Source organism: Allobranchiibius sp. CTAmp26 (assembly GCF_017565405.1).
Classification (GTDB): Bacteria; Actinomycetota; Actinomycetes; order Actinomycetales; family Dermatophilaceae; genus Allobranchiibius.
In genome coordinates this window covers 126,567-148,959 of sequence record NZ_JAGEKR010000010.1, presented here as the reverse complement: position 1 = coordinate 148,959, position 22,393 = coordinate 126,567, and the positions used below count along the sequence as shown (strand labels likewise).

Here is a 22,393-nt window from a genome sequence, read left to right as displayed (position 1 = left end):
TTCCCGGCTCGTCGATACACCCGTCTCAGGGTCTCTAGCGTCCGCCCGAGAATCACCGAGACAACGGAATCCACCAGCCCTCGACGGCTTGTTAGAGTCCACCGGTGAGCCTGGACAGCACCGAGATATCGCACCTGCTCGCAGCGGCGGTGCCGCAGCTGACGGGGCCGGTGCAGGCGGTCACGAACGACTCCCGCGCAGTCGCTCCCGGCACGGCGTACGTCGCGATCAAGGGCTTCACCAGTGACGGTGCGGACTACGCGCAGCAGGCCGTCGACGCCGGCGCCGTGCTCGTCGTCGCCGAACGGGACATCGCCGGAGTCCCGACCGCGGTCGTGCCGGACGCGCGGATCGCGCTCGCGGCGCTCGCCACCGAACTCGCCGGCCACCCGTCGCGCGATCTCACCGTCTACGGCATCACCGGCACCAACGGAAAGACCACCAGCTCCTACGTGCTGCACTCGATCCTCTCGGCGGCGTACGGCGAGCGGGCCACCGGTCTGCTGACCACGGCCGAGATCGTGGTCGGCACCCACCGGGAAGCGGCAGTGCGCACCACGGGGGAGGCGCCCGTCGTGCAGGGCAACCTCGCACGGATGCGCGACAGCGGAGTCACCCAGGTCGTGCTGGAGACCAGCTCGCACGGCATCCATCTGCACCGGGTCGACGGGACCCGTTACGCCGCAGCGCTCTTCACCAACCTGACCCGTGACCACCTCGACCTGCACGGTGACATGGAGTCGTACTACCGGGTCAAGCGGACCCTCTTCGAGTGGACTGCGGGGCCCAAGCTCGCCAACGGCGACGACGAGTACGGCGCGCGGCTGGCCCAGGACATCCCCGGCACCCTGCTCTTCGGCACCTCGGCCCAGGCGGACTACCGGATCGAGGATCAGCACGTGGACGGGCTGCACACCGTCTTCCGGCTGCGTCGACCGGGCGGCGCGCACCTCACCCTCACCACGCCGCTGCTCGGCGACTACAACGTGCACAACGTGGCCGGGGCCGCCGCGATCGCGCTCGAGACGGGGATGGACGTCGGCACGCTCGTGCGCGCGATCCGCGAGATGCGTCAGGTGCCAGGCAGATTCGAACGGATCCCGGCCGCCGTCGACTTGGGCTTCGAGGTCATCGTCGACTACGCGCACACCGACGTGGGGCTGCGGGAGGTGCTGCAGGTGGCGCGCACCGTCGCGGACGCCGCGGGTGGCAGGTTGATCTGCGTCTACGGCGCGGCGGGGGATCGGGACAGGGCCAAGCGCCCCCTGATGGGCGAGGTCGCCTCCCAGCTCGCCGACGTCGGCATCGTCACGACCGACGACGCGTACACCGAGTCACCGTCCCAGATCGCGCAGCAGGTCCTGGACGGCGCGGACTCCTCCCGGACGACGATCGAGCTGGATCGGCGGACGGCGATCGCCGCCGCGCTGCGGCTGGCCCGGCCGGGCGACGTGGTCGTCGTGGCGGGCAAGGGGCACGAGCGGGTGCAGCACCTGCCGACCGGTGATGTCGACTTCCACGACGCGACGGTGGTGGGCGAACTGCTCGTCCCGCTCGGTCAGGACGCGGCGCCGCTCACGTGACGCGGCCGGCGGGACGTCCCGCCGGCCCGCTCAGCCCTGGTGGCCTTCGGCCGCAGGTGGGTGGATCACAGTGGTCCTGCCACCTAGGGGCGTCTGCATGTGTCCGTCGGTGAATCCAGCGGTGGCGTCTTTGCGACCCATGCTGTTCACGATCTCGGCCGCGACGACGGCGAGCTTGCGATTCCCGTTCTGGGACAGGCGCTGCAGATATTCGAAGGCCGCATCGGGAGTCATCCCCAGGTGGGTCATGAGGACGCCCTGGGCCTGACCGATGATCGTGCGGTTCTCCAGGGCCACGGTCTGGTGCTCGATCGTGTTGTTGCACGCCAGCGCGAGTACGACGTGGATCGCGAGCGCCTCCGTGCGGGCGACGATCTGATCGGGGTTCGCGATGAGTTCTGCGAAGTACAGCGTGAGCGCACCGAACGAGTGCTCGGCGGACCGCAGCGGCACGGAGACGACGGCGACGAAGCCCAGTTCCTCCGCCACGTACGAAGACCACCCCTGCCAGCGAGTCTCCGCCCGCAGATCGGCACTGACCACTGCTTCGTCCGCGCCGAAGGCATCCAGGCCTGGCCCACGCGCCAGGTCACGTGCCCGCAGGTCGGCCTGCTGGCAGAGCCCGGAGGTGGCTGCGAGCGTCTCGGCGGCGCGACGGTGCAAACGCTGGATTCCGGCGTCGACGCACCCGGGCACCAGTCGCGTGGCCAACTCCACACTCCGCTGATGGCTCTGTCCGGAGGGCACTTCATGCAGGTCGCGGGCGGCGTCGGCGTATGCCACGAGCTGCCGCTCGAGGTCAGGCAACATCAGGGTCTCCTTGCAATGAGCGGAGACATGCGCCTGGGCCATGCCGCGATCCGCTAAGGGAAGCGGCCGGCTGCTTGACCTGAGGTGAGTATGCCAAACGCGCGGGTGGACCATGACGCCTACCCGGCGCGCTGGCCGGACTGCGCTTCCAGAGTCGAACGGAGCCCCAACAGGGTGGCGGTCAGCAGTCTGGACACCTGCATCTGGCTGATACCGAGATGGTCACCGATCTCGCGTTGAGTGAGATCCAACTCGAAACGCAACCGAACGAGCATCCGTTCGCGGGCCGGGAGGGCACGCACGATCTGGCGGAGCGCGATCGAGGACACGAACTCGTCCGTCTGGTCCTCCGCCTTCAGGTCGAGTCGGTCGGCCAGCGTCGTTCCCGACCGGTCGCGCGCCGGTGCGTCGAGGGACGCGGGACGGAAACAGCCCTCGACGGCCCGAGCGGCGCGCACCACGTCGACCGTCACCCCCATCCGCGCGGCGACGGCGGCTGTGCCCGGTGCGTGCACTCCGGCCTGCTCGAGCTCCTCGGAGGTCGTCTGCGCCTCCCGGTAGGTCTCGTGCAGTCCTCGGGGTGGGCGCACCACCCACCCGTGGTCGCGGAAGTGCCGCTTCAGCTCCCCCGTGATGGTCGGGATCGCGTACGCCGAGAAACTGCGACCCTCGCTCGGCACGAAGCGGCGGACGGCGAGGACGAGCGCCAGCAGTGCGACCTGCTGCAGATCCTGCGACTCGATGCCGCGCCCCGAGTAGCGACGGGAGATCCCGCAGGCCATCGCGTAGTTGTGGTCCACAGCCTGGGAGCGAAGCCGCGCGGCCTCGACCTCGTCGGTGGTCTCCTGCGCCTGTTCGAGCAGAGCCCTGGTCAGGGTCTCGCGATCGTCGGCGACATCGTCGGCGGCATGGACAACGGATGCATTCACGCGACACTTTCGGCAGGAGAGAAGAAAGTGCCAACCACGCTGTTTGAGCCGGCTCGATTTCGAGCAAAGCACACACCCCCACCCCGAACAAATCGAGGCGCGGAGACGCACGGGAGGCACTTCGGGACTCGACACTATTGAGTGGTCCAATCCCGATATTCGACAGTGTGATTCGTCTCACCGATGATGGAGATGCCGTCTGTGAGAGCCTCGTGCGTCTGGCGAGTCGGCTGTCCACGCGCGTCCTCCTGAGGCACGATGGTGGCGTGCGAACGCCGGCGCAGACCCTGCGTGGTGGCCCTCCGTTGGTCATCGCGCACCGTGGCTCCAGCAGGATCGAGCCCGAACACACCCTCGGCGCCTACAAACGGGCGATCCGTGACGGTGCGGACGGCGTCGAGTGCGACGTACGGCTCACCGCGGATCGCCATCTGGTGTGCGTCCACGACCGACGGGTCGACCGCACCTCGGACGGTGCCGGTGTGGTGTCCGCGCTGGAGCTGGCCGCCCTCGAGGGGCTGGACTGGGGCAGCTGGAAGGCCGCGCACCTGGACGAGGCCGAGATGCCGCTGCGGCACAAGGCACAGATCCTCACCCTGCGACAGTTGATCCGCACCGTGCAGCGAGCCGACCGGCAGCTGGACCTGGTCATCGAGACCAAGCACCCCACGCGTTACTCCGGTGACGTCGAGCGTGCCCTGGTGGCGCTGCTGGCCGAGTTCGAGCTGCTGCGCCCCGGGCGGATCAACGTGCGGCTGATGTCGTTCTCCACGCTGGCGGTGCAGCGGATGGCGCGCCTCGCGCCGCACCTGGAGCGGGTGCAGCTGACGGAGTTGCCGACGGCGCTGCGCTTCATGGACGCGCTGCCGCCGAACGTGCACATGGTCGGCACCCGGGTCGCCGTCGTACGCCGCATTCCGGCCTTCGTTCAGCGACAGCACAGCTACGGCCACCAGGTGCATGTGTGGACGGTCGATGAGTTGCAGGACGTGCACCTGTGCCTGGAGCTCGGAGTGGACGCGATCATCACCAACCGGCCCGCGATGGTGCGGGAGGTCGTTGACGCCGCGTGGTCCACTGGTGTCCTGCAGTGAGATCATCGAGCCCGATGCGGCGGCCAGGGGACAGGAGGGGACACCGGTGAGCGACGAACACTGGGTGCAGACCCTCCGACTGCCGTGGACCATCGACTCGGTGCCTGCCGCGCGCAACGCCCTCGTGGAGAGTCTGGGCGATGGTGGTCTGCCCGAGACCCTCGTCGGTGAAGCCGAGACCGTTGCCTCCGAGTTGGTGACGAACGCGATCCTGCACGGGAAACCGTTGTACGACAACACCGTCCGGTTGCACTGGCGGGTGCGCGGAGACCGGGTGGAGATCGAGGTGACCGACGGAGGGGGAGTGACCGCTCCGGCGGCGCGCCGGCCCTCGGTCTGGGCACAGGGCGGCCGCGGACTGCGGATCGTCCGGTCGGTGGCCCACGAATGGGGCGTCAACGAGGAAGAGGACCGCGTGACCGTATGGGCCGCCCTCGGCGGTCCCTCCCGCCGACGGGTCTGACCGGCCCGACGGCCGACGGCACCGGCTCGTTACAGTCCCCGCCATGGGTAAAGCCTCCCGCCGCAAGGGCGACCGCAAGCGCCAGCCGATCGATCCGACGCAGCAGCCGCCGGCGTTCGTCCGTCGTCCGTACGAAGGGCTGCCCGGCGAGACGGGCTGGGTCGCGATGCGCGAGATCGTCCCGGCCGCGACGGCGTCGGTGACCTTCACGCTCGATGGGGTGCAGCGTGACGCGACTGTCGCCTCGGTCCTCCCGCTCGCCTGGCCCGGCCTGCACCGCGCCGACGGCTCCCTCTTCGTCGCCCTGCAGACCGGCGGCACGTCCAGCGACCCGAGTCGTGACGCCGCACAGACCATGCTCGCGACGGCCGCGCTCGAGCCGGGTCAGCCGCTCACATCGGCACCGCGTACGACGGCCGGCGGCCCGCGCCTGCAGGACCTCCTGACCAGCACCGACTTCGAGGTGCAGCTGCACGACGGGTTCGACTTCTGGGTGGAGGGGCAGGACCTCGACGCCGAGGGCGCCGCGTCCCTGGAGCGGGCCAACGAGGCGATCACGCCGACGGTGGCGCTGCCGTCGACCGAGCACGCCTACTGGTGCCGGATCGGTGCCCGCACCTATGTGCGCTGGGTGCTGCCGCACGACGAGGACAAGGCCACCGACGCACTGGCACGTCTGCACGCCGCCGGTGCCAGCAGCCTGGACGAGGGACGGCTGCTCGGGGCGTTCCGGGCGCACGGACTGCTCGTGCCGGTGTGGGAGGTCGATGCCGAAGCGGAACCGACGTCGTACGACGCCGCCTTCGGCGCGCTGGCCGCGCGTTTCGACGACGCAGTGGCCGTCGAGACACCCCTCACCGTCGAGGAGCGCCGTGCGCGCTCCGGCATCTCCAGCCGCCAGCTCACCCTGCGCTGAGCGACCCGCCGTGCAGGCGGGTCAAATGGGGAGCCAGCCCGGCAGTGGGACGCCGGCCAGGTCGAGCACCAGGGTGAGCGCGAAGATCAGGCACACGAGGCCGCCCAGCCGCCGGATGAGCACGAGCGAAACGCGTTGCAGCAGTGCGCGGCCCAGCACGGCGGCGAGTCCGGACACCAGGGCCAGGGCCACGAAGGCGCCGACCCCGACGCTCAGCGGGTAGCCGCGACGGGCGGCGAACCCCGCGGTCGCCAGTTGCGACAGGTCGCCCCACTCGGCGAGGAAGAGGATCAGGAAGCTCGCGCTGATCGCGCGGAAGCCGACGGCGTCCGCTGCGGCCTTCTCGGAGAACTCCGCCTCGGTCTCCGCCTCCTCCGACGCGGCCTTCGCCGCGCCGGCCAGGAGCACGATGCCGGCGATCAGGAAGAGCAGCGCGACGGCGATGTGCACGGGTGTCTGCGGCAGCCGGCCGATGAGTCCACCGAACGCGACGGCGATCACCGTCTGGATCAGGAACGCCGCGCACACCCCGATCCACACGTGCAGCGGGCGGTAGCGGGTCGCCAGGACGAGGGTGGCGATGAAGGTCTTGTCCGGCAGTTCGACGAGGAAGATCGTGACGAAGACCGTGAGCAGCAGGGCGATGTCCATGACGGCGCCCACGCTAGCCCGGACTACCCTGCGCTCGTGATGGGCAACGAAGGGCGAGACCGATGACGCGCTACGGATTCCTCGGCCCGGTGGGCACGTTCACGCAGGCCGCCCTGGCGGGGTGGCCGGCGGCCGAGGGTGAGGAGCAGGTGCCGTTCTCCTCCGTTGACAAGGCGCTCACCGCCGTGCGCGAGGGCGGGATCGACGCCGCCATGGTGCCCATCGAGAACTCGGTGGAGGGCGGGGTCTCCGTGACCCTCGACGCGCTGCACGCCGCCGAGCCGTTGGCCGTGATCGGCGAGGTGCTGGTGCCGATTACCTTCGTGCTCGCCGTACGCCCGGGGACGACTCGCGACGACGTACGCGCCGTGGGCACCCACCCGCACGGATGGGCACAGGTGCGGGGCTGGATGGGCTCGCAGCTGCCGGCCGCCGTCTACGTGCCGACGCTGTCGACAGCCGCAGCCGCTGCCGACCTCGCAGCAGGGCGGGTCGACAGCTACCAGGCCGCGGTGTGCGCACCGGTCGCCGCGCAGAGCGCCGATCTGGAGGTGCTGGCGAGCGACATCGAGGACCGCTCGGGCGCCGTCACCCGGTTCGTGCTCGCGGCGCGGCCGGGGGAGCTGCCCACGCCGACGGGCGCCGACAAGACGACCGTCGTGGTCTATCAGTACGACGATCACGCCGGCGGCCTGCTGGAGCTTCTGGAGCAGTTCGCTGCCCGCGGGATCAACATCTCGCGCCTGGAGTCACGTCCGACGGGGGATGTGATGGGCCGCTACTGCTTCTCCATCGACTTCGAGGGCCACGTGCGCGACGCACGGGTCGGTGAGGCGCTGACGGGCCTGCGCCGGGTCGCGGCCGACGTCCGCTTCCTCGGCTCCTACCCCCGCGCCGACGGTCAGCAGGCCAGCATCCAGCTGACCGCCACCGACGACGCCTTCGCCGACGCCGACCGCTGGCTCGCCGACCTGCGCGGCGAGCGCTGACACTGCCGCAGTAAAGGCCGAGGGACGCAGGTAGACCTGCGTCCCTCGGCCTCTACTGCGTCACCGTCGACGGGCGTGCCGACCTCAGGCGGGCTCGGCTCCGGCCGCCGAGTCGCCGTCGCCGGCCGTGTGGAAGTCCTTCGTGCGGATCAGCAGGAACGACGCCACGGCCGCCACCAGGGTCATGATCCCGGCGATCAGCAGGATCCGGTCGAGCGCCGTGGTGAATCCCGCGGCGGCCAGGTGTTGCGCGATCGGCACCTGGGATTTGGGCAGCTTCGCCAGCGCGGCGGACACCTGACCGGACTGCACTGCGGTGGCGAGCGATCCGCTGCGTCCGGCGAGCGGACCACCAGCGGCGGCGGACCGGATCGCGTCGTCCAGGCGCGAGGCGAAGAGCGTGCCGAGCAGGGCGATTCCGGTGGCGATGCCCACCTGCCGGAAGGTGCTGTTGATCCCTGAGGCCATCCCGGCGAGGCGCGGTGGCACGACACCGACGGCGGTGGAGGCGAGCGGCGGGTTGACCATCCCGATCCCGATCCCCGACACGACCATCCCGGGGACGAGGTGGGTCCAGGCGGACGACGCGTCGATCCCGCGCATGAGCAGTAGCCCGATCCCGATCAGCGCGAGACCGGGTCCGATGAGGAACCGGACCGGCAGGTGCGAGCTCACGCGTCCCGCGATGGTGGCGACCACGAGGATGGCGCCGGACAGGACGAGCAGCCGCAGACCGGTCTGCAGCGCGCTGTAGCGCAGCACGTCCTGCAGGTAGAGCGTCAGGTAGAGCAGCATCGAGAAGATGCCGGCGCTGATTCCGAACGCCGCAATCGCGCCGCCGGAGAACGTCGGTAGCCGGAAGAGGCTGAGGTCGAGCATCGGCTTGCTGGAACGCAGTTCGAGCACGACGAACAGGGCCATCAGGACGACGGCAGCCGCGAAGCAGCCGAGCACGAGACGGTCGGTGAAGCTCGTGCGGCCGGACTCGATGAGCGCGTAGACGAGGGCGCTGAGTGATGCCGTGAAGAGCACGAACCCGATCCAGTCCGGGCGCTGCGCCTTCGGGTTGCGCGACTCGGCCACCCGCAAGACGGTGATGGCCAGGGCGGCCGCGCCGACCGGGATGTTGACGAAGAAGATCCACCGCCACGACAGGCTCGAGACGAGCAGACCGCCGAAGACCGGACCGATCGCCACGGCGACACCGGTGATGGCGCCCCAGATGCCGAACGCCGTGCCGCGGTCCTTGCCGTGGAAGGCGCTCGCGAGCAGTGCGAGGGACACGGTGAACATCACGGCGCCGCCGACACCCTGCAGGCCCCGGCTCAGTTGCAGCATCAAGGTGTTCTGCGAGGCGCCGCACAGCGCGGACGCCGCGGTGAAGAGCAGCAGCCCGACGATGTAGAGCCGGCGTCGGCCGAAGATGTCCGCGAGCGAACCCGCGGTGAGCAGGAGTGCCGCGAGCGTGAGCGCGTACGCGTCGATGACCCACTGCAGGTCCGAGAAGCTGGAGCCCAGGGACGACTGGATGTCCGGCAGGGCGACGTTCACGATGGTCACGTCGAGCAGGAGCATGAAGGTGCCGAAGCAGACCGCCGCGAGGGTCCACCACTTGCCGTTGCCCGGCGCGGTGGTCTCGGACTGCCGATCCTGATCGGGCGAGGCGGCCGTATCGGTGGCCGAGCCGGCCAGGTGGGCCGGGTGCCGCGGTGTGGATCGCGCTTCGGTGGCCGTCGCGGTCGCAGTGTCCGCGGCGGCCAGGTGCGCGGGCCGGTAGGCGCCGGGCGGTTCGGCGTCGGCACGAGGGGTGTTCCCGCTGGTGCTCATATGAAGGGTGCTCCTTGGATGGAGATCGGTCGGATGTCGGGGCGCCGATGACGCGGGGCGCAGGTATATCTACTCGTTACGAACTATCCGCGCAATGGCGCCCAAACTCTGCCCTCTCGGCGGGCGGGTGAGGATTTCTGCTACACAACGTCATATGAGCGTGGAATCCGCCAGCCTGGACGCACTGGACAAGGCACTCGTTCGATGCCTGCAGGTGGCGCCGCGCGCGGCGTTCAGTCTGTACGCCGCGGTGCTGGGGACCTCCGAGCAGACCGTCGCCCGCCGCTACCGACGGTTGCGGACCGACGGGGTGGTGCGGGTCACCGCAGTGCTCAGCACCGAGGCGCTGGGCCAGAGCAACTGGGTCGTGCGGATCCAGTGCAAGCCGAGCGGCACCGCCTCGCTCGCTCAGGCACTCGCGAAACGGGACGACGTCGGCTGGGTGTCCATCAGCGGGGGAGCGGCCGAGGTGGTCTGCGTGGTGCGGTCGCGCACCGCCGCGGCTCGGGAGGACCTGCTCCTGGAGCGGCTCGCCCGCACGGCACCCGTGCTCGGCGTGAGCGCCGCGATGACGTTGCACCCGTTCCTGGCCGGGCGCGCCGACGACTGGGCCGGGTTGCAGCACGAGCTGACGGCCGAGCAGGAACGCCGCCTCCGGGCGACCGCGGGCGGGGAGGAGACCATCGCGCCGGCTGTGCTCACCGAGCTCAACCCGGGGGACCAGGCCATCCTGGACCGGTTGGTCGTCGACGGTCGGTCGACGTACGCGCAGCTCGCGGCGGCCGCGGGCATCACCGAGGGGCGGGCGGCGCGGCGGCTGCACTTCCTGCTCAGTCTCGGGGTAGCGCACCTGGACCTCGACATCTCCGCCGAGGCCTTCGGGTGGGACGTGTCGGCACAGCTGTGGATGACGGCCGCTCCGGCGGACCTGGAGGCGTGCGGGCAGGCCCTGGCCCGGATCCCTGGCGTCACCTTCGCGGCCGCGATCACGGGCCCGCACAACCTGATGGCCGCGGTCGTGTGCCGGGACCACCAGGACCTCTACCGACTCGTCACTCGTCAGGTCGGCGCGGTGCCCGGCATCTCCACGCTGGAGGTGTCGCCCCGGATGAGGACGGTCAAGCAGGCCGGCGCCCTCGTCGAGCACAGCCGGCTGGCGAACTGAGACCTAGGTCCTGCGGGGTCGGGGCACGCGGACGGTCGCCGCCAGCGGGTCGACGGTGACCCGGACGGCGTACGCGCGGCGCAGCACGTCGCCGTCGATCTCCACCATGGCCGGTTCGGCACAGCGGACCTCGATGCTGGAGGAGCGCAGCCGGCCGATGGTGCGGGTCTCACCGCGGGCGCCCACCGCGACCTGGCCGATGAGCGGCAGCCAACCGAGCAGGCCGTTCGGCCGCAGCACCGCGGTGTCGAGGATGCCGTCGTCGATCACGGCATCGGGCATCAGGTGCATGCCGCCGGTCAGCAGTCCGCAGTTGCCGATGAGCACACTGGACATCTGCTCGGCCGGGCCCGCCGCCGCGCCGTCGAGGGCGATCGTGGCCTCCATCCGGTCGTGCGCGATGTAGCGGATCCCCGCCGCGGGGTAGGCCAGCCAGCCGACCCGGTCCTTCAGGGTGTCGTCGGCGGCCGCCAGGATCTCCGCGTCCAGGCCGATCCCGGTCATCACGAGCCCGACCTCGGGCTCGCTCCACACCCCGTCGCCGTGGACATCGAGTTCCACCATCGACAGGTCGATCTTGCGGTCCTGTCCCGACAGCGCCACCCGCAGGCCGTCCGCGAACCGGTGGTGGGGGAGCTTGAGGTTGCGGGCGAGCAGGTTGCCGGTCCCTGCGGCGAGGATGCCGAGCGGCATCCCGGAATCGGCCAGGCCCTGGGCCACGCAGCGCTGGGTGCCGTCTCCTCCGAGCGCACAGACCAGGTCCACGCCCTTGGTCAGTGCCTCGCGCGCCTGCCCGACGCCCGGGTCCTCCACCGTGGTCTCCAGCCACACCGGCTCGGCCCAGCCGTAGTCGTGGAAGATCTGCTCGAGCAGGGCCTTCAGATGGTCCAACCGCCGGAACTTGCTGGGGTTGACGACGACCGCGCCTTGTCGCACGTGTCAGCCTCTTCCGTTGCGTCGGTGGTTGAGGGAAACCTACCCGAGCGTCGGTCCGAGCTGGCGCACCGTACGAATCGGGTTGGGAGACCGCAGCGGTACGCCAGTAGCCTGACCCGCGTGATCGACATCAAACTGCTGCGGGACGATCCGGATCTGGTGCGTGCCAGCCAGCGCGCACGGGGCGACGACGAGGGACTGGTCGACGAGGTGCTGGCCGCCGACGAGCGCCGCCGATCGGCCCTGCAGGAGTTCGAGGGGGCGCGCGCGGAGCAGAAGACCGTCAGCAAGGACGTCGGCAAGGCGATGGGCGCGCTCGGCGCGGCACGCAAGCAGGGCGGGGACACCGCCGAGCTGGAGACCGCGGCCAACCAGGCCCGGGACCGTGCGGGTGCACTGAGCGAGCGGGTCAAGGCCCTGGAGGCCGCGGCCGGCGAGGCGGGCGCGGCGTACGAGCAGGGGTTGCGCAGGATCGGCAACGTCATCGTCGACGGGGTGCCTTCCGGCGGTGAGGACAACTTCACTGTGCGAGAGGTCGACGGCGACCCCACGGCGTTCGATTTCGAGCCGTTGGATCACCTGGAGCTCGGCGAGCGCCTCGGCGCCATCGACATGGAACGCGGCGCCAAGGTCGGCGGGTCGCGCTTCTACTTCCTCACCGGGGTCGGCGCGCAGCTCGAGCTGGCGCTGCTCAACATGGGCATCGCCCAGGCGGTGCACCACGGGTTCACCCCGATGATCACCCCGACGCTGGTGAAGGCCGACGTGATGCAGGGCGCGGGGTTCCTCGACGCGCACGCCGACGAGGTCTACCGACTCGAGGCCGACGACCTCTACCTGACCGGTACGTCCGAGGTCGCGCTCGCGGGCTACCACGCCGGGGAGATCCTCGACCTGTCCGGCGGTCCCAAGCGGTACGCCGGATGGTCGGCCTGCTACCGACGCGAGGCCGGGTCGTACGGCAAGGACACCCGCGGCATCGTGCGGGTGCACCAGTTCCACAAGGTCGAGATGTTCTCCTACTGCGAGCCGCAGCACGCGGAGGCCGAGCACGAGCGGCTGCTGATGTGGGAGCGGGACATGCTCGCCAAGATCGAGGTGCCCTACCGCATCATCGACACCGCGGCCGGCGACCTCGGCAACCCGGCGGCGCGCAAGTTCGACTGCGAGGCGTGGGTGCCGACGCAGGGTCGCTATCGCGAGCTGACCTCGACCTCCAACTGCACGACGTATCAGGCGCGCCGGCTGAACACCCGCTACCGCACGGCAGAGGGCCGCACCGAGACCGTCGCCACGCTCAACGGCACGCTGGCCACCACCCGGTGGCTGGTCGCGATCCTGGAGAACCACCAGCAGGCCGACGGTTCCGTCGTGGTGCCGCACGCGTTGCAGCCCTTCCTGGGGCTCGAGGTGCTGCGGCCGGCCTGACAGGCCTGCTCGTTACCCTCGATCGCGTGACGGACGAGGGCAGCACGCGCAAGGACGCAGCACCGCAGGTCGACTCCGAGGACACGGTGGACGAGGAGGACCTGGCCGGCGCCGAGGAGTCGGCACCCGCAGGTCGCAATGTCGGCTCGTGGTTGCTGGTGCCCGTCGCGCTGGTGATGGTCCTGTTGTGCTGGGGTCAGTGGGCCGTGGTCGCCTTCCACCTGACCGGTGTCTTCTCCGGCAACCTGTTCCACATCCACCTCAACGGGTTCGGCGACCTCGGCACTGACGTGGCCGACGCGCCCCCCGTTCCCGGTCACGCGTCGAGCCTCGGCGGGTGGCTGGTGTGCATCTGCGCCGCGGTGCTCCTGGTGGCTGGTGTGCTCCGCGGGCTACGCAGATCCCCCCGTCCGGCCGGCATCGCGGCAGTGGTCGCGGCCATCGCCCAGATCGCCGTGGTCATCTATTCCGCTGTCGTCGTCAACTCCCAGTCGGGCGGCTTCTACGGCAAGTTGGCGAGCAACGCGAAGGCTTCCGGCATCACCGTGACGTTCTCGGTCGGCTGGGCGATGTGGATCGAGCTGCTGCTCGGGTTCCTGGCACTTGCGCTCGCGGTCGGCGTGCTGGTACGCGAACGCAACGCCGACGTGTTGCGAATCAGGTTGTGAGGAGAAGCGGTTCGCGCTCCGTAGGGTGGCGCACATGGCGCTTCTGATCGCACTCGACATCGACGGCACCACGGTGCGCTACGACGAGTCGCTGTCACCCGTCGTACGCGACGCCGTCGCCCGTGTGCGCGACGCCGGGCACCATGTCGTCCTGGCAACCGGTCGGTCGCTCATCGGCACGCTGCCGATCGCCACCGAGTTGGGCATCGGCCCGGCGTACGCCGTGTGCTCCAACGGCGCGGTAACCATCACGCTCGACGGGCGCGGCGGCTACGACGTCGTGGAGTCGGTGACCTTCGACCCCGAGCGAGCCCTGATGGCGCTGGAGGGGCAGTGGGCCGACGGGGTCGTCGCGAGCGAGCAGCTCGGCGTCGGGTACCTGGTGAGCGCGCCGTTCCCCGAGGGTGAGCTGCTCGGGGAGCAGCGCGTCGTGTCATGGGAGGAGCTGTTGCACACCCGCACCACGCGCGTGACGTTCCGCTCGCCGACCGGCACGTCGGAGGACTTCGTCGCCTTGGCCGAGCGCCTCGGCCTGCACGGGGTGAACTACGCGATCGGTTTCACCGCGTGGCTGGACATCAACCCCGAGGGCGTCTCCAAGGCATCTGCGCTGGAGCAGGTGCGCCGCACGCTCGGCGTCGAGCCGATGGACACCGTCGCGGTGGGCGACCACTACAACGACGTGGAGATGCTCACCTGGGCGGCCCGCGGGGTGGCGATGGGGCAGGCGCCGGACGCCGTGCTGGCCGTGGCCGACGAGATCACCGGCACGGTCGACGACGACGGCCTGGCCACGGTGCTGCTCTCGCTGCTGTGAGCGCGGGCGTCACGCCTTCCGGGTCAGGGTCAGGTGTGTGACTCCACCGGGGGCGCTGACCGCCTCGATGTCGAAGCGCTCCTCCAGCCCCTCGAGGCCGTCCCAGAGCCGCACTCCGCGGCCTAGCACGATGGGGACCAGCGCGAGGTGCAGCTCGTCGATCAGGTCGGCGGCCAGGAAGTCGCGCACGGTCGACGGCCCGCCGCCGATGCGCACGTCGAGGTCGCCGGCCGCTTCGCGCGCGGTCTCGAGCGCCTCAGCCGGCGAGGCGTCCAGGAAGTGGAACGTCGTCCCGCCCTGCATCGTGAGATCGGGCCGTAGGTGGTGGGTCAGCACGAAGACCGGCGTGTGGAACGGCGGGTTGTCGCCCCACCACCCTGTCCACTCCTCGTCCTGCCAGGGACCGCGTTGCGGGCCGAACTTGTTGCGCCCCATGATCTCCGCGCCGATACCGGTCTGCCAACGGGAGGCCATCGCCTCGTCCACCCCGCTGGAGCCGTCGTCCTCACCGAACATCGCCTGGAAGGTGCGGGTGCCGAGCGCCCACTGCATCAGCCGCATCGACGCATGGCCGAACGGTGTCTCCAGGGTCTGCCCCTCGCCGGTGGCGAATCCATCGAGCGACACGGAGAAGTTGTGGACTCGGACCTTCGACATGCTGGTGCCTCCGTTGGTGGTGGTCGACCCGTCGACCGTAGCGGCGGCGCGCTGGCGGTGTGGCCACGCGACCTGTCCTGACGGCGTTCGCATCCGTTGACGGCCTTTGAACGCCGTCAACGGCGGAGAACGCCGTCAGCCTCACGTCTAGGCGGCTGATCGGTGCCGGGGTTGGCAGGGCATTCGTCCTGGAGTGAGGTCCCAGGTGACGCCGACGTTGGTGACGGTGGCGGTGAGCAGGTCGCGGTGGACGATGGTGTGGTGCCGTGCGCAGAGCAGTGCTGCGTTGGTCAAAGTTGTCTCTCCGCCGGCCCACCAGGGCCTCACATGATGGGCGTCGCACCAGTCCGGTGGCCGGTCACAGCCGGGGAAGGTGCAGTGCTGATCCCGGTGGATGATCGCGGTGCGCAAACCGCCGGTGAAGAGGCGTTTGGCCCTGCCGACGTCCAAGGGTTCAGAGTCTGTGCCGAGGACGGCGGGGATGAGGTCGGCGTCGCACGCCAATCGACGCAGGGTGCCCGCGTCGAGGTAGTCCCCGTCGGTGGTGTGTCCGATCCCGGGCAGGTACGTCGGATCGGATCCGCCGTCGGTCGAACCGTGTTGGCCGAGTCGTCCCGCCTTGCGGAGCCCGGCGTGGAGGGTGTTGTAGTCCAGCGTGATCAGGATCTTGGCGGTGCCACCGAATTCCCCGACCGGCCGCGGTGCAGTGCCGTCCAGGACCCCGGCTGCGGTGTCGACCAGCCGCACCAGGGCGTCCGCGCGGCGCTTCGCAGGCGTGCGCAGGTCTCGCTCGGGAACGGTGGGACCGGTTTCGAGCGGAGCATGAGCGTCGCCGCTGATCGGGCTGGGGTCGGTGCCGGTCGGGCAAGGCTGTGGTGTGGGTGCGGACAGGGCGCGCAGGGCGTGTTTGACCACCGCGGCGTGCCCGCCGGAGAGTTCGGCGACGAACCGGGTCAACCCCGAAGGTAGGTCGGCCCAGTACACCGATTCGCAGTCCTGCTGGCGTTCCTCGTCTCGCACGAGGCGTTCGGGGGCGTACTCGCCCAGGATCCGGGTGCTCAGCTCCCGCAGAGTCCGCCAACCGTGATCCGACAGCGACAGGTACCGACCCAACAGGTCATCCCGGTCCGCGCAGGGCAGTTGCGGCAGGATCCGCGGCACCTCCCGCAACGCGGCCGCCGCAACCGGCACACTCGCCGACCCGGTCGCCAACGCCTCCGCCACGACGTGATTGCGCGGGTCGGCACAGTCGACCCCCACGACCCCGACCCGGCGCACCACGGTCGGGTCGACACCCGCCGCCTGCTGGGCGACCCACGCCGGAGCCCCGGTGGCGGTCGAGTTCGCCACGGTCCCGCGACCCAGGGCGTCCGAGGTCGCCAACGCAGCGACGTTCTCCGCCCGGGAGGAGAACCGCAACATCGACCCGACCACCTTGGCCAGGGCAGTCTCGTCCAACTGCCACAGCGCGTCCGGCCATTCATCCAGTGCGGCGGAGAACTGCTCCAACTGGGTCATCAGCCGGGCACCGGTCCCGCGTGCCGCAGGCACCCGCGTGTCGGTCGTCGACTGCGCCATGGCCCCTCCTGCGGCTACTCGCCCTCACCCGTTCCTACACCTTGAATCATACGCGTGTTCGATACGCAGCGCAAGGGTAAACGCGTCGAATAGGACTGCGAATAGTGTCGATTCGCGCGGGAGTTATCCACATCCCCTCTTTCGAGGTGGGGGTTTCTGGGGTTATCCACACTCACCGTGGGCCACGTAGGCGAGCGTCTCGCGCAGAGGGATCCATGGTGCGATTTCGGGTCCGGTCAGCAGCCCCGCGAGCGTGCAACGTCTTGGGTCAGGGCCAGTTACCCCGCCGCGGGATTCTGTGGCGTTCGGCCGACAATCTCGTACTCCTGCCACCGGGGATCCGGATGCGAGGCGAGCAGGCCCGGATCGACGAACGACGCGGTGGCCCACACATCGGCCCACATCAGGTCCGGGCCGGTGATGCTGATCGAGGTGAGGTCGGTCTCGACGGGGCGGGCCGTGGCGGGGTCGACGATGTGTTGCCCGCGCGCGCCCGTCCCGGAGGTCGCGAGCGCACCGTCGGTCAGGGCGACGACCCGGGTGATGTGCTGGGGGTCTACGGGATCCTCGAGGCCGACGCGCCAGGTCGCGTCGATCGCATCGCTGCGTGGGCCGCCCCCGCAGACCAGGTCGCCGCCCGCGTTCACACAGAACCGCACGCCGGCGACTGCGCTCAGGTGTTGTGCCGCTTCGCGGACCCCCCATCCCTTGACCAGCCCGGTCGGGTCCCACCCGCGGGTCCCGTCGGGCCCGACGAGGTCTGTCGTGAAGCGGCCGTCGGTGGCCGCGGACGCCTCCTCGCACAGGGTGCGGACCTCGCCGACCCATGGGTGGGCGTCCCGAGGATGCAAGGTGCCGCGGCGGACCCGCAGCAGATCGCTGTCGTCGCGCCAGGTGGAGAACACGGCGTCGACGGTGCGCAGGTGGTCGTAGGTGCGTCGTACGGCGGACCGGATGTCGGCGCGCTCGAGGTCCTGAGCGCGGACGTGGATGGAGATCGGCAAACCCATGACCTGCTCCACCCAGGCACGGGTCGTGCGGGTCAGCCGGCTCGCTGCCGCCGCGGTCACAAGTGCGCCTGGTCGATCGCGGACTGCAGGCTCTGCAGGTAGCCGGTGGAGGTGTACGTCGCGCCCGACACCATGTCGATGCTCGCCGTCTGCTTCTGGACGACCTCGGAGTTCAGCTGGGGGATCGCCGTGGCGTTGATCTCCTGGTCGCGGCCGTTCCCGGACGGGTACTCCACGGCGGTGGCGGCAGTGATCTTGCTTCCGGAGACGGTGATCCGCACCTGCACCGGCCCGTACTGCGTGTCGACGGCCGTCCCTGTGTACGACATGGCGGCACTCGTCGTGCTGCTGCTGGTGGTGCCGGTCGGGCCACCCGACCCGCCGGAGGATCCGGAGGACGTGCCCGAGGACGTGCTGGAGCCGCTCGGGGCAGCCGAACTGGAACTGCTGGTCGAGACACCGGTGGTGGTCGCGACCGAGGCGGCGGAAGCGACCCGGTTGGTCGAGGTGGGGTAGCTGAAGAGCAGGACGATCAGGGTGACGGTGGCCAGGAAGGCCATGGTGATGCGGCGCATGGGGATTCTCCGGTGGGCCTAGTAGTCGAAACGCTCGGTGTGGATCTGCGCTGCGGGGACGCCGGCGCTGCGGGCGGCCGCGCGCACCGCGTCCATCCACGGTGGGGTGCCGCAGATGAAGATGTCGTGCTCCACCAGGTCGGGGCAGATGTCGAGCAGTGCCGCCTCGTCGCTCCAGGCAGAGGCACTCTCGGAGAGCCAGCTACGTCGTCCGCGGATCCGGTTTCCCTCGACGACCACGTAGCGCGCTCCGCGTCGGCTCGCCAGGTCGGCGATCTCCGCACCCAGGACCCGTTCATCGCTGGATCGCGACCGCTGCACCACGGTGATGTCGCCCGGTGCGGCCGGCAGGGCTTCGAGCAGTGCGCGCAGCGGGGTGATGCCGACACCGGCCCCGATGAGCAGCACCTTGCGCTGAGTGCGCACACCTTCGTGCAGCCGTCCGTAGGGGCCCTCGATCAGCACCCGGGTGCCGGGCCGCAGTCCGCGCAGTCGATCGGTCCCGTCCCCGACGACCGCGGCCGTCAGTCGTAGCGTGCGACCGTCGGGGGCGGCCGAGAGCGAGTACGGGTGCGACCGCGTCCAGCCCGGACCGTCGAGGAACCGCCACTGCAGGAACTGCCCCCCGCGCACCGGCAGCCGGCCGAGCCGTGGTCCTGCCACGGTCACCGACACGATCGAGGGCGACTCGTGGCGTACGTCGACCACTCGAGCCTGATGGCGCAGCGCGCGGGTCGCCGGCAGCGCGACCCGGTAGACCAGCACGGCCGCGGCGCACCCGGCGTACAGGCCCCACCAGAAGATCGTCGAGACCGGGGAACTCAGGAATTCCTTGCCCGTCCAGAGCTGGTGTGGCAGGGCGAGACCTGCGGCGAGGTAGGCATAGAGGTGCAGCAGGTGCCACGACTCGTAGCGCAGCCGACGCCGTGCCGCGCGCACGGACGTGAGCACCACCATGATCAGCGCGAGCGTGCCCGCGATGGCGAGCAGCATGCCGGGGTAGTTGAGCGTGAATTCGACGAGCGTGCCCCACAGGCCCTGCGGCCCGGTCGAGGCGTAGCCGAGCCAGATGAGCACGATGTGGGCCACGATCAGGTTGAACGACGTGAAGCCGACCACCCGGTGGATGCGGGCCAGGTGGTCCTGGCCCCAGGCGCGTTCGACCCACGGCACCCGTGCCATCAGGAACACCTGAGCGAGCAGCAGGGCCGAGCCGAGAAGCCCGAAGATGCGTCCGAGGGAGGTCATTCCGGTGCCCCACGCCGCGAGGTCGGAGACGCCGCCGTCGTGCACCCAGAGTGCGCACACGAACAGCAGCGTCAGCCACAGCGCGGCCCCGGACGCGTCACGGACGACCGCTGAACGGTCCCGCCGGGGGAGGGGGGTCAGCGGAGGCACCTGCGTCATCTGGTGCACCGGGAGCTGGGTCATGTCCGAGACTGTGACGGCTCATTCTGAGGCTGGCTGCGACCAGGCTATGCGCTCCCTGTGAGCGCCCGGGAATCTCTCAGTCCGCTCTCAGGGAGCGGAAACCTCGTTCAGGGGCGGAGGTTCCGCAGGTCGTCGAGCAGGCTGGGGTGGGTCGGCCGCCACCCGAGGGCGTCGCGGGTGTGCGCGCTGGATGCCGGCTGGTCCATCGCGAAGATGACGCCGAACGGGCCGAACGTCTCCTGCGGCACCGACTCGACGGGGAGGTCGAGCTGCCCGCCGATGACCGTCGCGATGTCACGCACCGCGTCGCCCTCGTCGGCCACGGCGTGCCAGGCGGTGCCGGGCTCCGCCGACTCGAGGGCCAGCCGGAACAGGGCCGCCGCGTCGAGGGCGTGCACGGCCGGCCAGCGCTGTGCGCCGTCACCCGGATAGCCGGACACTCCGGTACGACGCGCTGCATCCGTCAGCAGGCCGGCGAAGCCTCCCCGACCCTCGTTGTGGACCGTGCGGGGCATCCGGACGGCCGTGCTCCGGACACCCTGGGTGGCCAGGTCCAGCAGCGCGTTGACCGAGCGGCCTCGGCCGCCCACCGGACCGTCGGTCGGCAGCGGATCGGCCTCGGTGGACATACGTCCCGGCACCCAGGGGGTGCCCGAGACGGCGACGATAGGACGGTCGCTCCCGACAAGTTCCTGGCCCAGGGCTCCGAGCGCGGCACTCTCCTCGGCGATGCCCGCGGCGAGCGCTTCGGGAGTGCTGTAGTCGCGCCCGAACGCCAGGCTGATCACTCCGTCGGACCGTGCCGCACCGGCGCGCAGAACGTCGAGGTCTCCCAACGCGCCTCGCAACGGCTCCGCGCCGGCGGCTTCCAGCGCTCGCGCCGAGTCCTCCGAGCGCGCCAGTGCGAGGACGGTGTGGCCGTGGGCGAGCAGCTCGGCGACGACGGGCGAGCCGATCGTGCCGGTGCCTCCGGTGACGAATACCTGCATGAGGTGCTCCTGACAGTGAAGGGACTGATGTCCCATCACCGTACATCGTGATGAGACAGATGTCCCATCACCTAAGATGGGCCGATGGCTCGATGGCAACCCGGGGCGACCCAGCGACTGGTCGTCGCCGCGGTCGACCTGTTCACCGAGCAGGGGTACGACGCCACCACCGTGGCGCAGATCGCCGACCGGGCCGGCGTCACCAAGAGCACCTTCTTCCGGCACTTCTCCGACAAGCGGGAATTGCTGGTCGCCGGCCAGGAGACTCTCAGTCGGCTGCTCGCGGACGGGATCGCCGAGGCACCGTCGGACGCCACCCCGCTGGAGGCCGTCGCGGCCGGGCTGCGGCGCGCGTCGAGCGCGATGGGCCCCACGAACCGCGAGATCGGCCCCCGCATCAGGGCGGCGGTGGCGGCCAGCACGGAACTCCAGGAACGCGACGCCCTCAAGAGTGTCGGTCTCGCGGCGGCCATGACGGACGCGCTGACCTCCCGCGGTGTCGCGGACCCGACGGCCCACCTCGCCGCGGAGTTGGGGGTGCTGGCCTTCAAGCGGGGCTTCGCTGCGTGGTCCGAAGGCGACTCCGGTGACGGCGAAGGGCTCGCCGATCATGCGGTGGCCGCCCTCGACGACCTCCGAGCGGCGACGCTGTCCCTGGGCTGACCGGCGAGGCGCCGCGTGATCGGGCTCCCGCGCTCATCTGCGCGGGAAAGTGACCGTCAGGCCGACGACCCACCCGACCGGCCTGCCCGCGCGCAGGAAAGTGACCGCCAGGGCGACAACCCACCCTTATGCGAGCGGCGTTCGGGGTCATTGCCCCGCGGGTAGGTGCTTGCTACGTTGCAGGACGGGCGTCCCGGACGCCTGCTGACCCGGGGCACGCGGTCAGGAACGATTCCCCTGACCGTTACCGGAGATGTTCATGCGTCGCACCACCAGCGTTCTCACTGCCACCCTGTTCGCCGCCTCGATGGCTGTCGTCGCCGCCGGACCGGCGTCCGCGACGGCGTCCTCGTCGTGGGGGCACCGCCACCACCATCACGCAGTGAAGACCTCGCCGTACGTGGCACTCGGCGACAGCTACTCCTCCGCGGCCGGCGTCAACCCCTTCGTGGTGGGATCCCCGCCCGCGTGCAGCCGCTCGACCCTGAACTACGCCCACGACATCGCTGCCGTTACGAAGCCGACCTCGTTCACCGACGTCACGTGCAGTGGTGCGAAGACCTCGGACTTCTACTCATCCCAGTCGGCCGGCGTCGCCCCGCAGCTCGACGCGGTCACGAACAAGACCCGCCTGGTGACCATGACCATCGGCGGCAACGACGAGAACGTCTTCGTCGACTCGTTCTTCGGCTGCGCTGCCATCTCGGCGACCGACGTGACGGGCAACCCGTGCCAGAAGAAGTACGGGTCGACGTTCACCGACGCGATCGTCAACCAGACCTACCCGCACCTGGTGACCGCGCTGCAGGCGGTGCACAAGAAGGCTCCGCACGCGACGGTCGCGATCATCGGCTACCCGGAGATCCTGCCGTCGACCGGATCGCTGGCCTGCTACCCGGCGATGCCGATCTCGCTGGGCGACGTCCCCTGGCTGCACCACCAGCAGGACGTGTTGAACAGCGTCGTACGTCGCGCGGCGCAGCAGACCGGGTCGCGATTCATCGACATGGCGCCCAGCTCGGTCGGCCACGACGCGTGCCAGCCCGCGAACAAGCGGTGGATCGAGCCGGCGGTCGGACCGATCAACGCCTACCCCGTGCACCCGAACGCCGTGGGTGAGGCGGCCATCGCGCGCCAGACCGTGCTGCAGCTCGGCATCCGCACCCACGCCGGTCACTGATCCGGTCCTGACATCCCCCGGTGGTGACGGCGCG

22 protein-coding genes are annotated in these 22,393 nt (G+C 70.3%); 11 read left to right on the top strand and 11 right to left on the bottom strand.

Annotated features, from left to right (window positions below; translation table 11 throughout):
* Nucleotides 1-104 precede the first annotated feature (104 nt).
* Nucleotides 105-1,583: a UDP-N-acetylmuramoyl-L-alanyl-D-glutamate--2,6-diaminopimelate ligase gene (locus J4030_RS07145; RefSeq protein ID WP_208048523.1), complete on the top strand. Its 1,479-nt coding sequence runs from the start codon at nt 105-107 to the stop codon at nt 1,581-1,583.
* Between the two features lie 30 nt (nt 1,584-1,613).
* Here J4030_RS07145 and J4030_RS07140 read toward each other — a convergent pair whose 3' ends face one another.
* Nucleotides 1,614-2,393 (bottom strand): ANTAR domain-containing protein, encoded by a 780-nt coding sequence (locus J4030_RS07140; RefSeq protein WP_208048522.1) that lies wholly within the window; start codon nt 2,391-2,393, stop codon nt 1,614-1,616.
* Nucleotides 2,394-2,512: 119 nt separating this feature from the next.
* Complete coding sequence (locus J4030_RS07135; protein WP_208048521.1) at nt 2,513-3,322, bottom strand: sigma-70 family RNA polymerase sigma factor; 810 nt, start codon at nt 3,320-3,322, stop codon at nt 2,513-2,515.
* A 266-nt stretch (nt 3,323-3,588) separates the two neighbouring features.
* Here J4030_RS07135 and J4030_RS07130 point away from each other — a divergent pair, with 266 nt between their 5' ends.
* The 3 genes from J4030_RS07130 to J4030_RS07120 are packed head-to-tail and all read left to right on the top strand — an operon-like array spanning nt 3,589 to nt 5,795.
* Nucleotides 3,589-4,416: a glycerophosphodiester phosphodiesterase family protein gene (locus J4030_RS07130; protein ID WP_307864602.1), complete on the top strand. Its 828-nt coding sequence runs from the start codon at nt 3,589-3,591 to the stop codon at nt 4,414-4,416.
* 46 nt (nt 4,417-4,462) lie between these two features.
* The gene (locus J4030_RS07125; protein ID WP_307864601.1) at nt 4,463-4,879 is read left to right on the top strand and encodes an ATP-binding protein; all 417 of its coding nucleotides are present in this window, start codon (nt 4,463-4,465) and stop codon (nt 4,877-4,879) included.
* Nucleotides 4,880-4,922: 43 nt separating this feature from the next.
* Nucleotides 4,923-5,795, top strand: coding sequence for a DUF5926 family protein (locus tag J4030_RS07120; protein WP_208048519.1), 873 nt, complete (start codon nt 4,923-4,925; stop codon nt 5,793-5,795).
* A 21-nt stretch (nt 5,796-5,816) separates the two neighbouring features.
* Here the strand turns inward: J4030_RS07120 and J4030_RS07115 are convergent, their stop codons facing one another.
* The gene (locus tag J4030_RS07115) at nt 5,817-6,446 is read right to left on the bottom strand and encodes a TMEM165/GDT1 family protein (protein WP_208048518.1); all 630 of its coding nucleotides are present in this window, start codon (nt 6,444-6,446) and stop codon (nt 5,817-5,819) included.
* Nucleotides 6,447-6,508: 62 nt separating this feature from the next.
* On the opposite strand from J4030_RS07115, the gene pheA reads away from it, so the two are divergent.
* On the top strand, nt 6,509-7,435 hold the full coding sequence (gene pheA / locus J4030_RS07110) for a prephenate dehydratase (RefSeq protein WP_208048517.1): 927 nt from the start codon (nt 6,509-6,511) through the stop codon (nt 7,433-7,435).
* A gap of 84 nt (nt 7,436-7,519) precedes the next feature.
* Here pheA and J4030_RS07105 read toward each other — a convergent pair whose 3' ends face one another.
* Complete coding sequence (locus tag J4030_RS07105) at nt 7,520-9,262, bottom strand: MFS transporter (RefSeq protein ID WP_208048516.1); 1,743 nt, start codon at nt 9,260-9,262, stop codon at nt 7,520-7,522.
* A gap of 154 nt (nt 9,263-9,416) precedes the next feature.
* Between J4030_RS07105 and J4030_RS07100 the strand changes: the two genes are divergently transcribed.
* On the top strand, nt 9,417-10,427 hold the full coding sequence (locus J4030_RS07100) for an Lrp/AsnC family transcriptional regulator (protein WP_208048515.1): 1,011 nt from the start codon (nt 9,417-9,419) through the stop codon (nt 10,425-10,427).
* A gap of 3 nt (nt 10,428-10,430) precedes the next feature.
* On the opposite strand, the gene J4030_RS18465 is transcribed toward J4030_RS07100, so the two are convergent.
* A complete protein-coding gene (locus J4030_RS18465) occupies nt 10,431-11,363 on the bottom strand; it encodes a diacylglycerol kinase family protein (protein WP_208048514.1) in 933 nt (310 codons plus the stop codon).
* A gap of 120 nt (nt 11,364-11,483) precedes the next feature.
* On the opposite strand from J4030_RS18465, the gene serS reads away from it, so the two are divergent.
* From serS to J4030_RS07080, 3 genes are read left to right on the top strand one after another with little or no spacing between them, the layout of a single operon-like run.
* Nucleotides 11,484-12,791, top strand: a complete 1,308-nt coding sequence (serS, locus tag J4030_RS07090; RefSeq protein WP_208048513.1) for a serine--tRNA ligase — start codon at nt 11,484-11,486, stop codon at nt 12,789-12,791.
* A gap of 26 nt (nt 12,792-12,817) precedes the next feature.
* Entirely contained in the window at nt 12,818-13,459 is a 642-nt protein-coding gene (locus J4030_RS07085; protein ID WP_208048512.1) for a hypothetical protein, read from the top strand.
* 34 nt (nt 13,460-13,493) lie between these two features.
* Entirely contained in the window at nt 13,494-14,276 is a 783-nt protein-coding gene (locus J4030_RS07080; protein ID WP_208048511.1) for an HAD family hydrolase, read from the top strand.
* A 9-nt stretch (nt 14,277-14,285) separates the two neighbouring features.
* Here the strand turns inward: J4030_RS07080 and J4030_RS07075 are convergent, their stop codons facing one another.
* The 6 genes from J4030_RS07075 to J4030_RS07050 all read right to left on the bottom strand — a co-directional run bounded on the left by J4030_RS07075 (nt 14,286) and on the right by J4030_RS07050 (nt 20,516).
* A complete protein-coding gene (locus J4030_RS07075) occupies nt 14,286-14,933 on the bottom strand; it encodes a dihydrofolate reductase family protein (RefSeq protein ID WP_208048510.1) in 648 nt (215 codons plus the stop codon).
* A 147-nt stretch (nt 14,934-15,080) separates the two neighbouring features.
* Nucleotides 15,081-16,511, bottom strand: coding sequence for an HNH endonuclease signature motif containing protein (locus J4030_RS07070; protein ID WP_208048509.1), 1,431 nt, complete (start codon nt 16,509-16,511; stop codon nt 15,081-15,083).
* A 278-nt stretch (nt 16,512-16,789) separates the two neighbouring features.
* A complete protein-coding gene (locus J4030_RS07065) occupies nt 16,790-17,521 on the bottom strand; it encodes an FAD:protein FMN transferase (protein WP_208048508.1) in 732 nt (243 codons plus the stop codon).
* A 56-nt stretch (nt 17,522-17,577) separates the two neighbouring features.
* Entirely contained in the window at nt 17,578-18,096 is a 519-nt protein-coding gene (locus J4030_RS07060; RefSeq protein WP_208048507.1) for an FMN-binding protein, read from the bottom strand.
* Nucleotides 18,097-18,114: 18 nt separating this feature from the next.
* Entirely contained in the window at nt 18,115-19,527 is a 1,413-nt protein-coding gene (locus tag J4030_RS07055; protein ID WP_208048506.1) for a ferric reductase-like transmembrane domain-containing protein, read from the bottom strand.
* Between the two features lie 107 nt (nt 19,528-19,634).
* Complete coding sequence (locus tag J4030_RS07050) at nt 19,635-20,516, bottom strand: SDR family oxidoreductase (RefSeq protein ID WP_208048505.1); 882 nt, start codon at nt 20,514-20,516, stop codon at nt 19,635-19,637.
* 84 nt (nt 20,517-20,600) lie between these two features.
* Between J4030_RS07050 and J4030_RS07045 the strand changes: the two genes are divergently transcribed.
* A complete protein-coding gene (locus J4030_RS07045) occupies nt 20,601-21,179 on the top strand; it encodes a TetR/AcrR family transcriptional regulator (protein WP_208048504.1) in 579 nt (192 codons plus the stop codon).
* Between the two features lie 259 nt (nt 21,180-21,438).
* The gene (locus tag J4030_RS07040) at nt 21,439-22,359 is read left to right on the top strand and encodes an SGNH/GDSL hydrolase family protein (RefSeq protein ID WP_208048503.1); all 921 of its coding nucleotides are present in this window, start codon (nt 21,439-21,441) and stop codon (nt 22,357-22,359) included.
* Nucleotides 22,360-22,393: the final 34 nt, after the last annotated feature.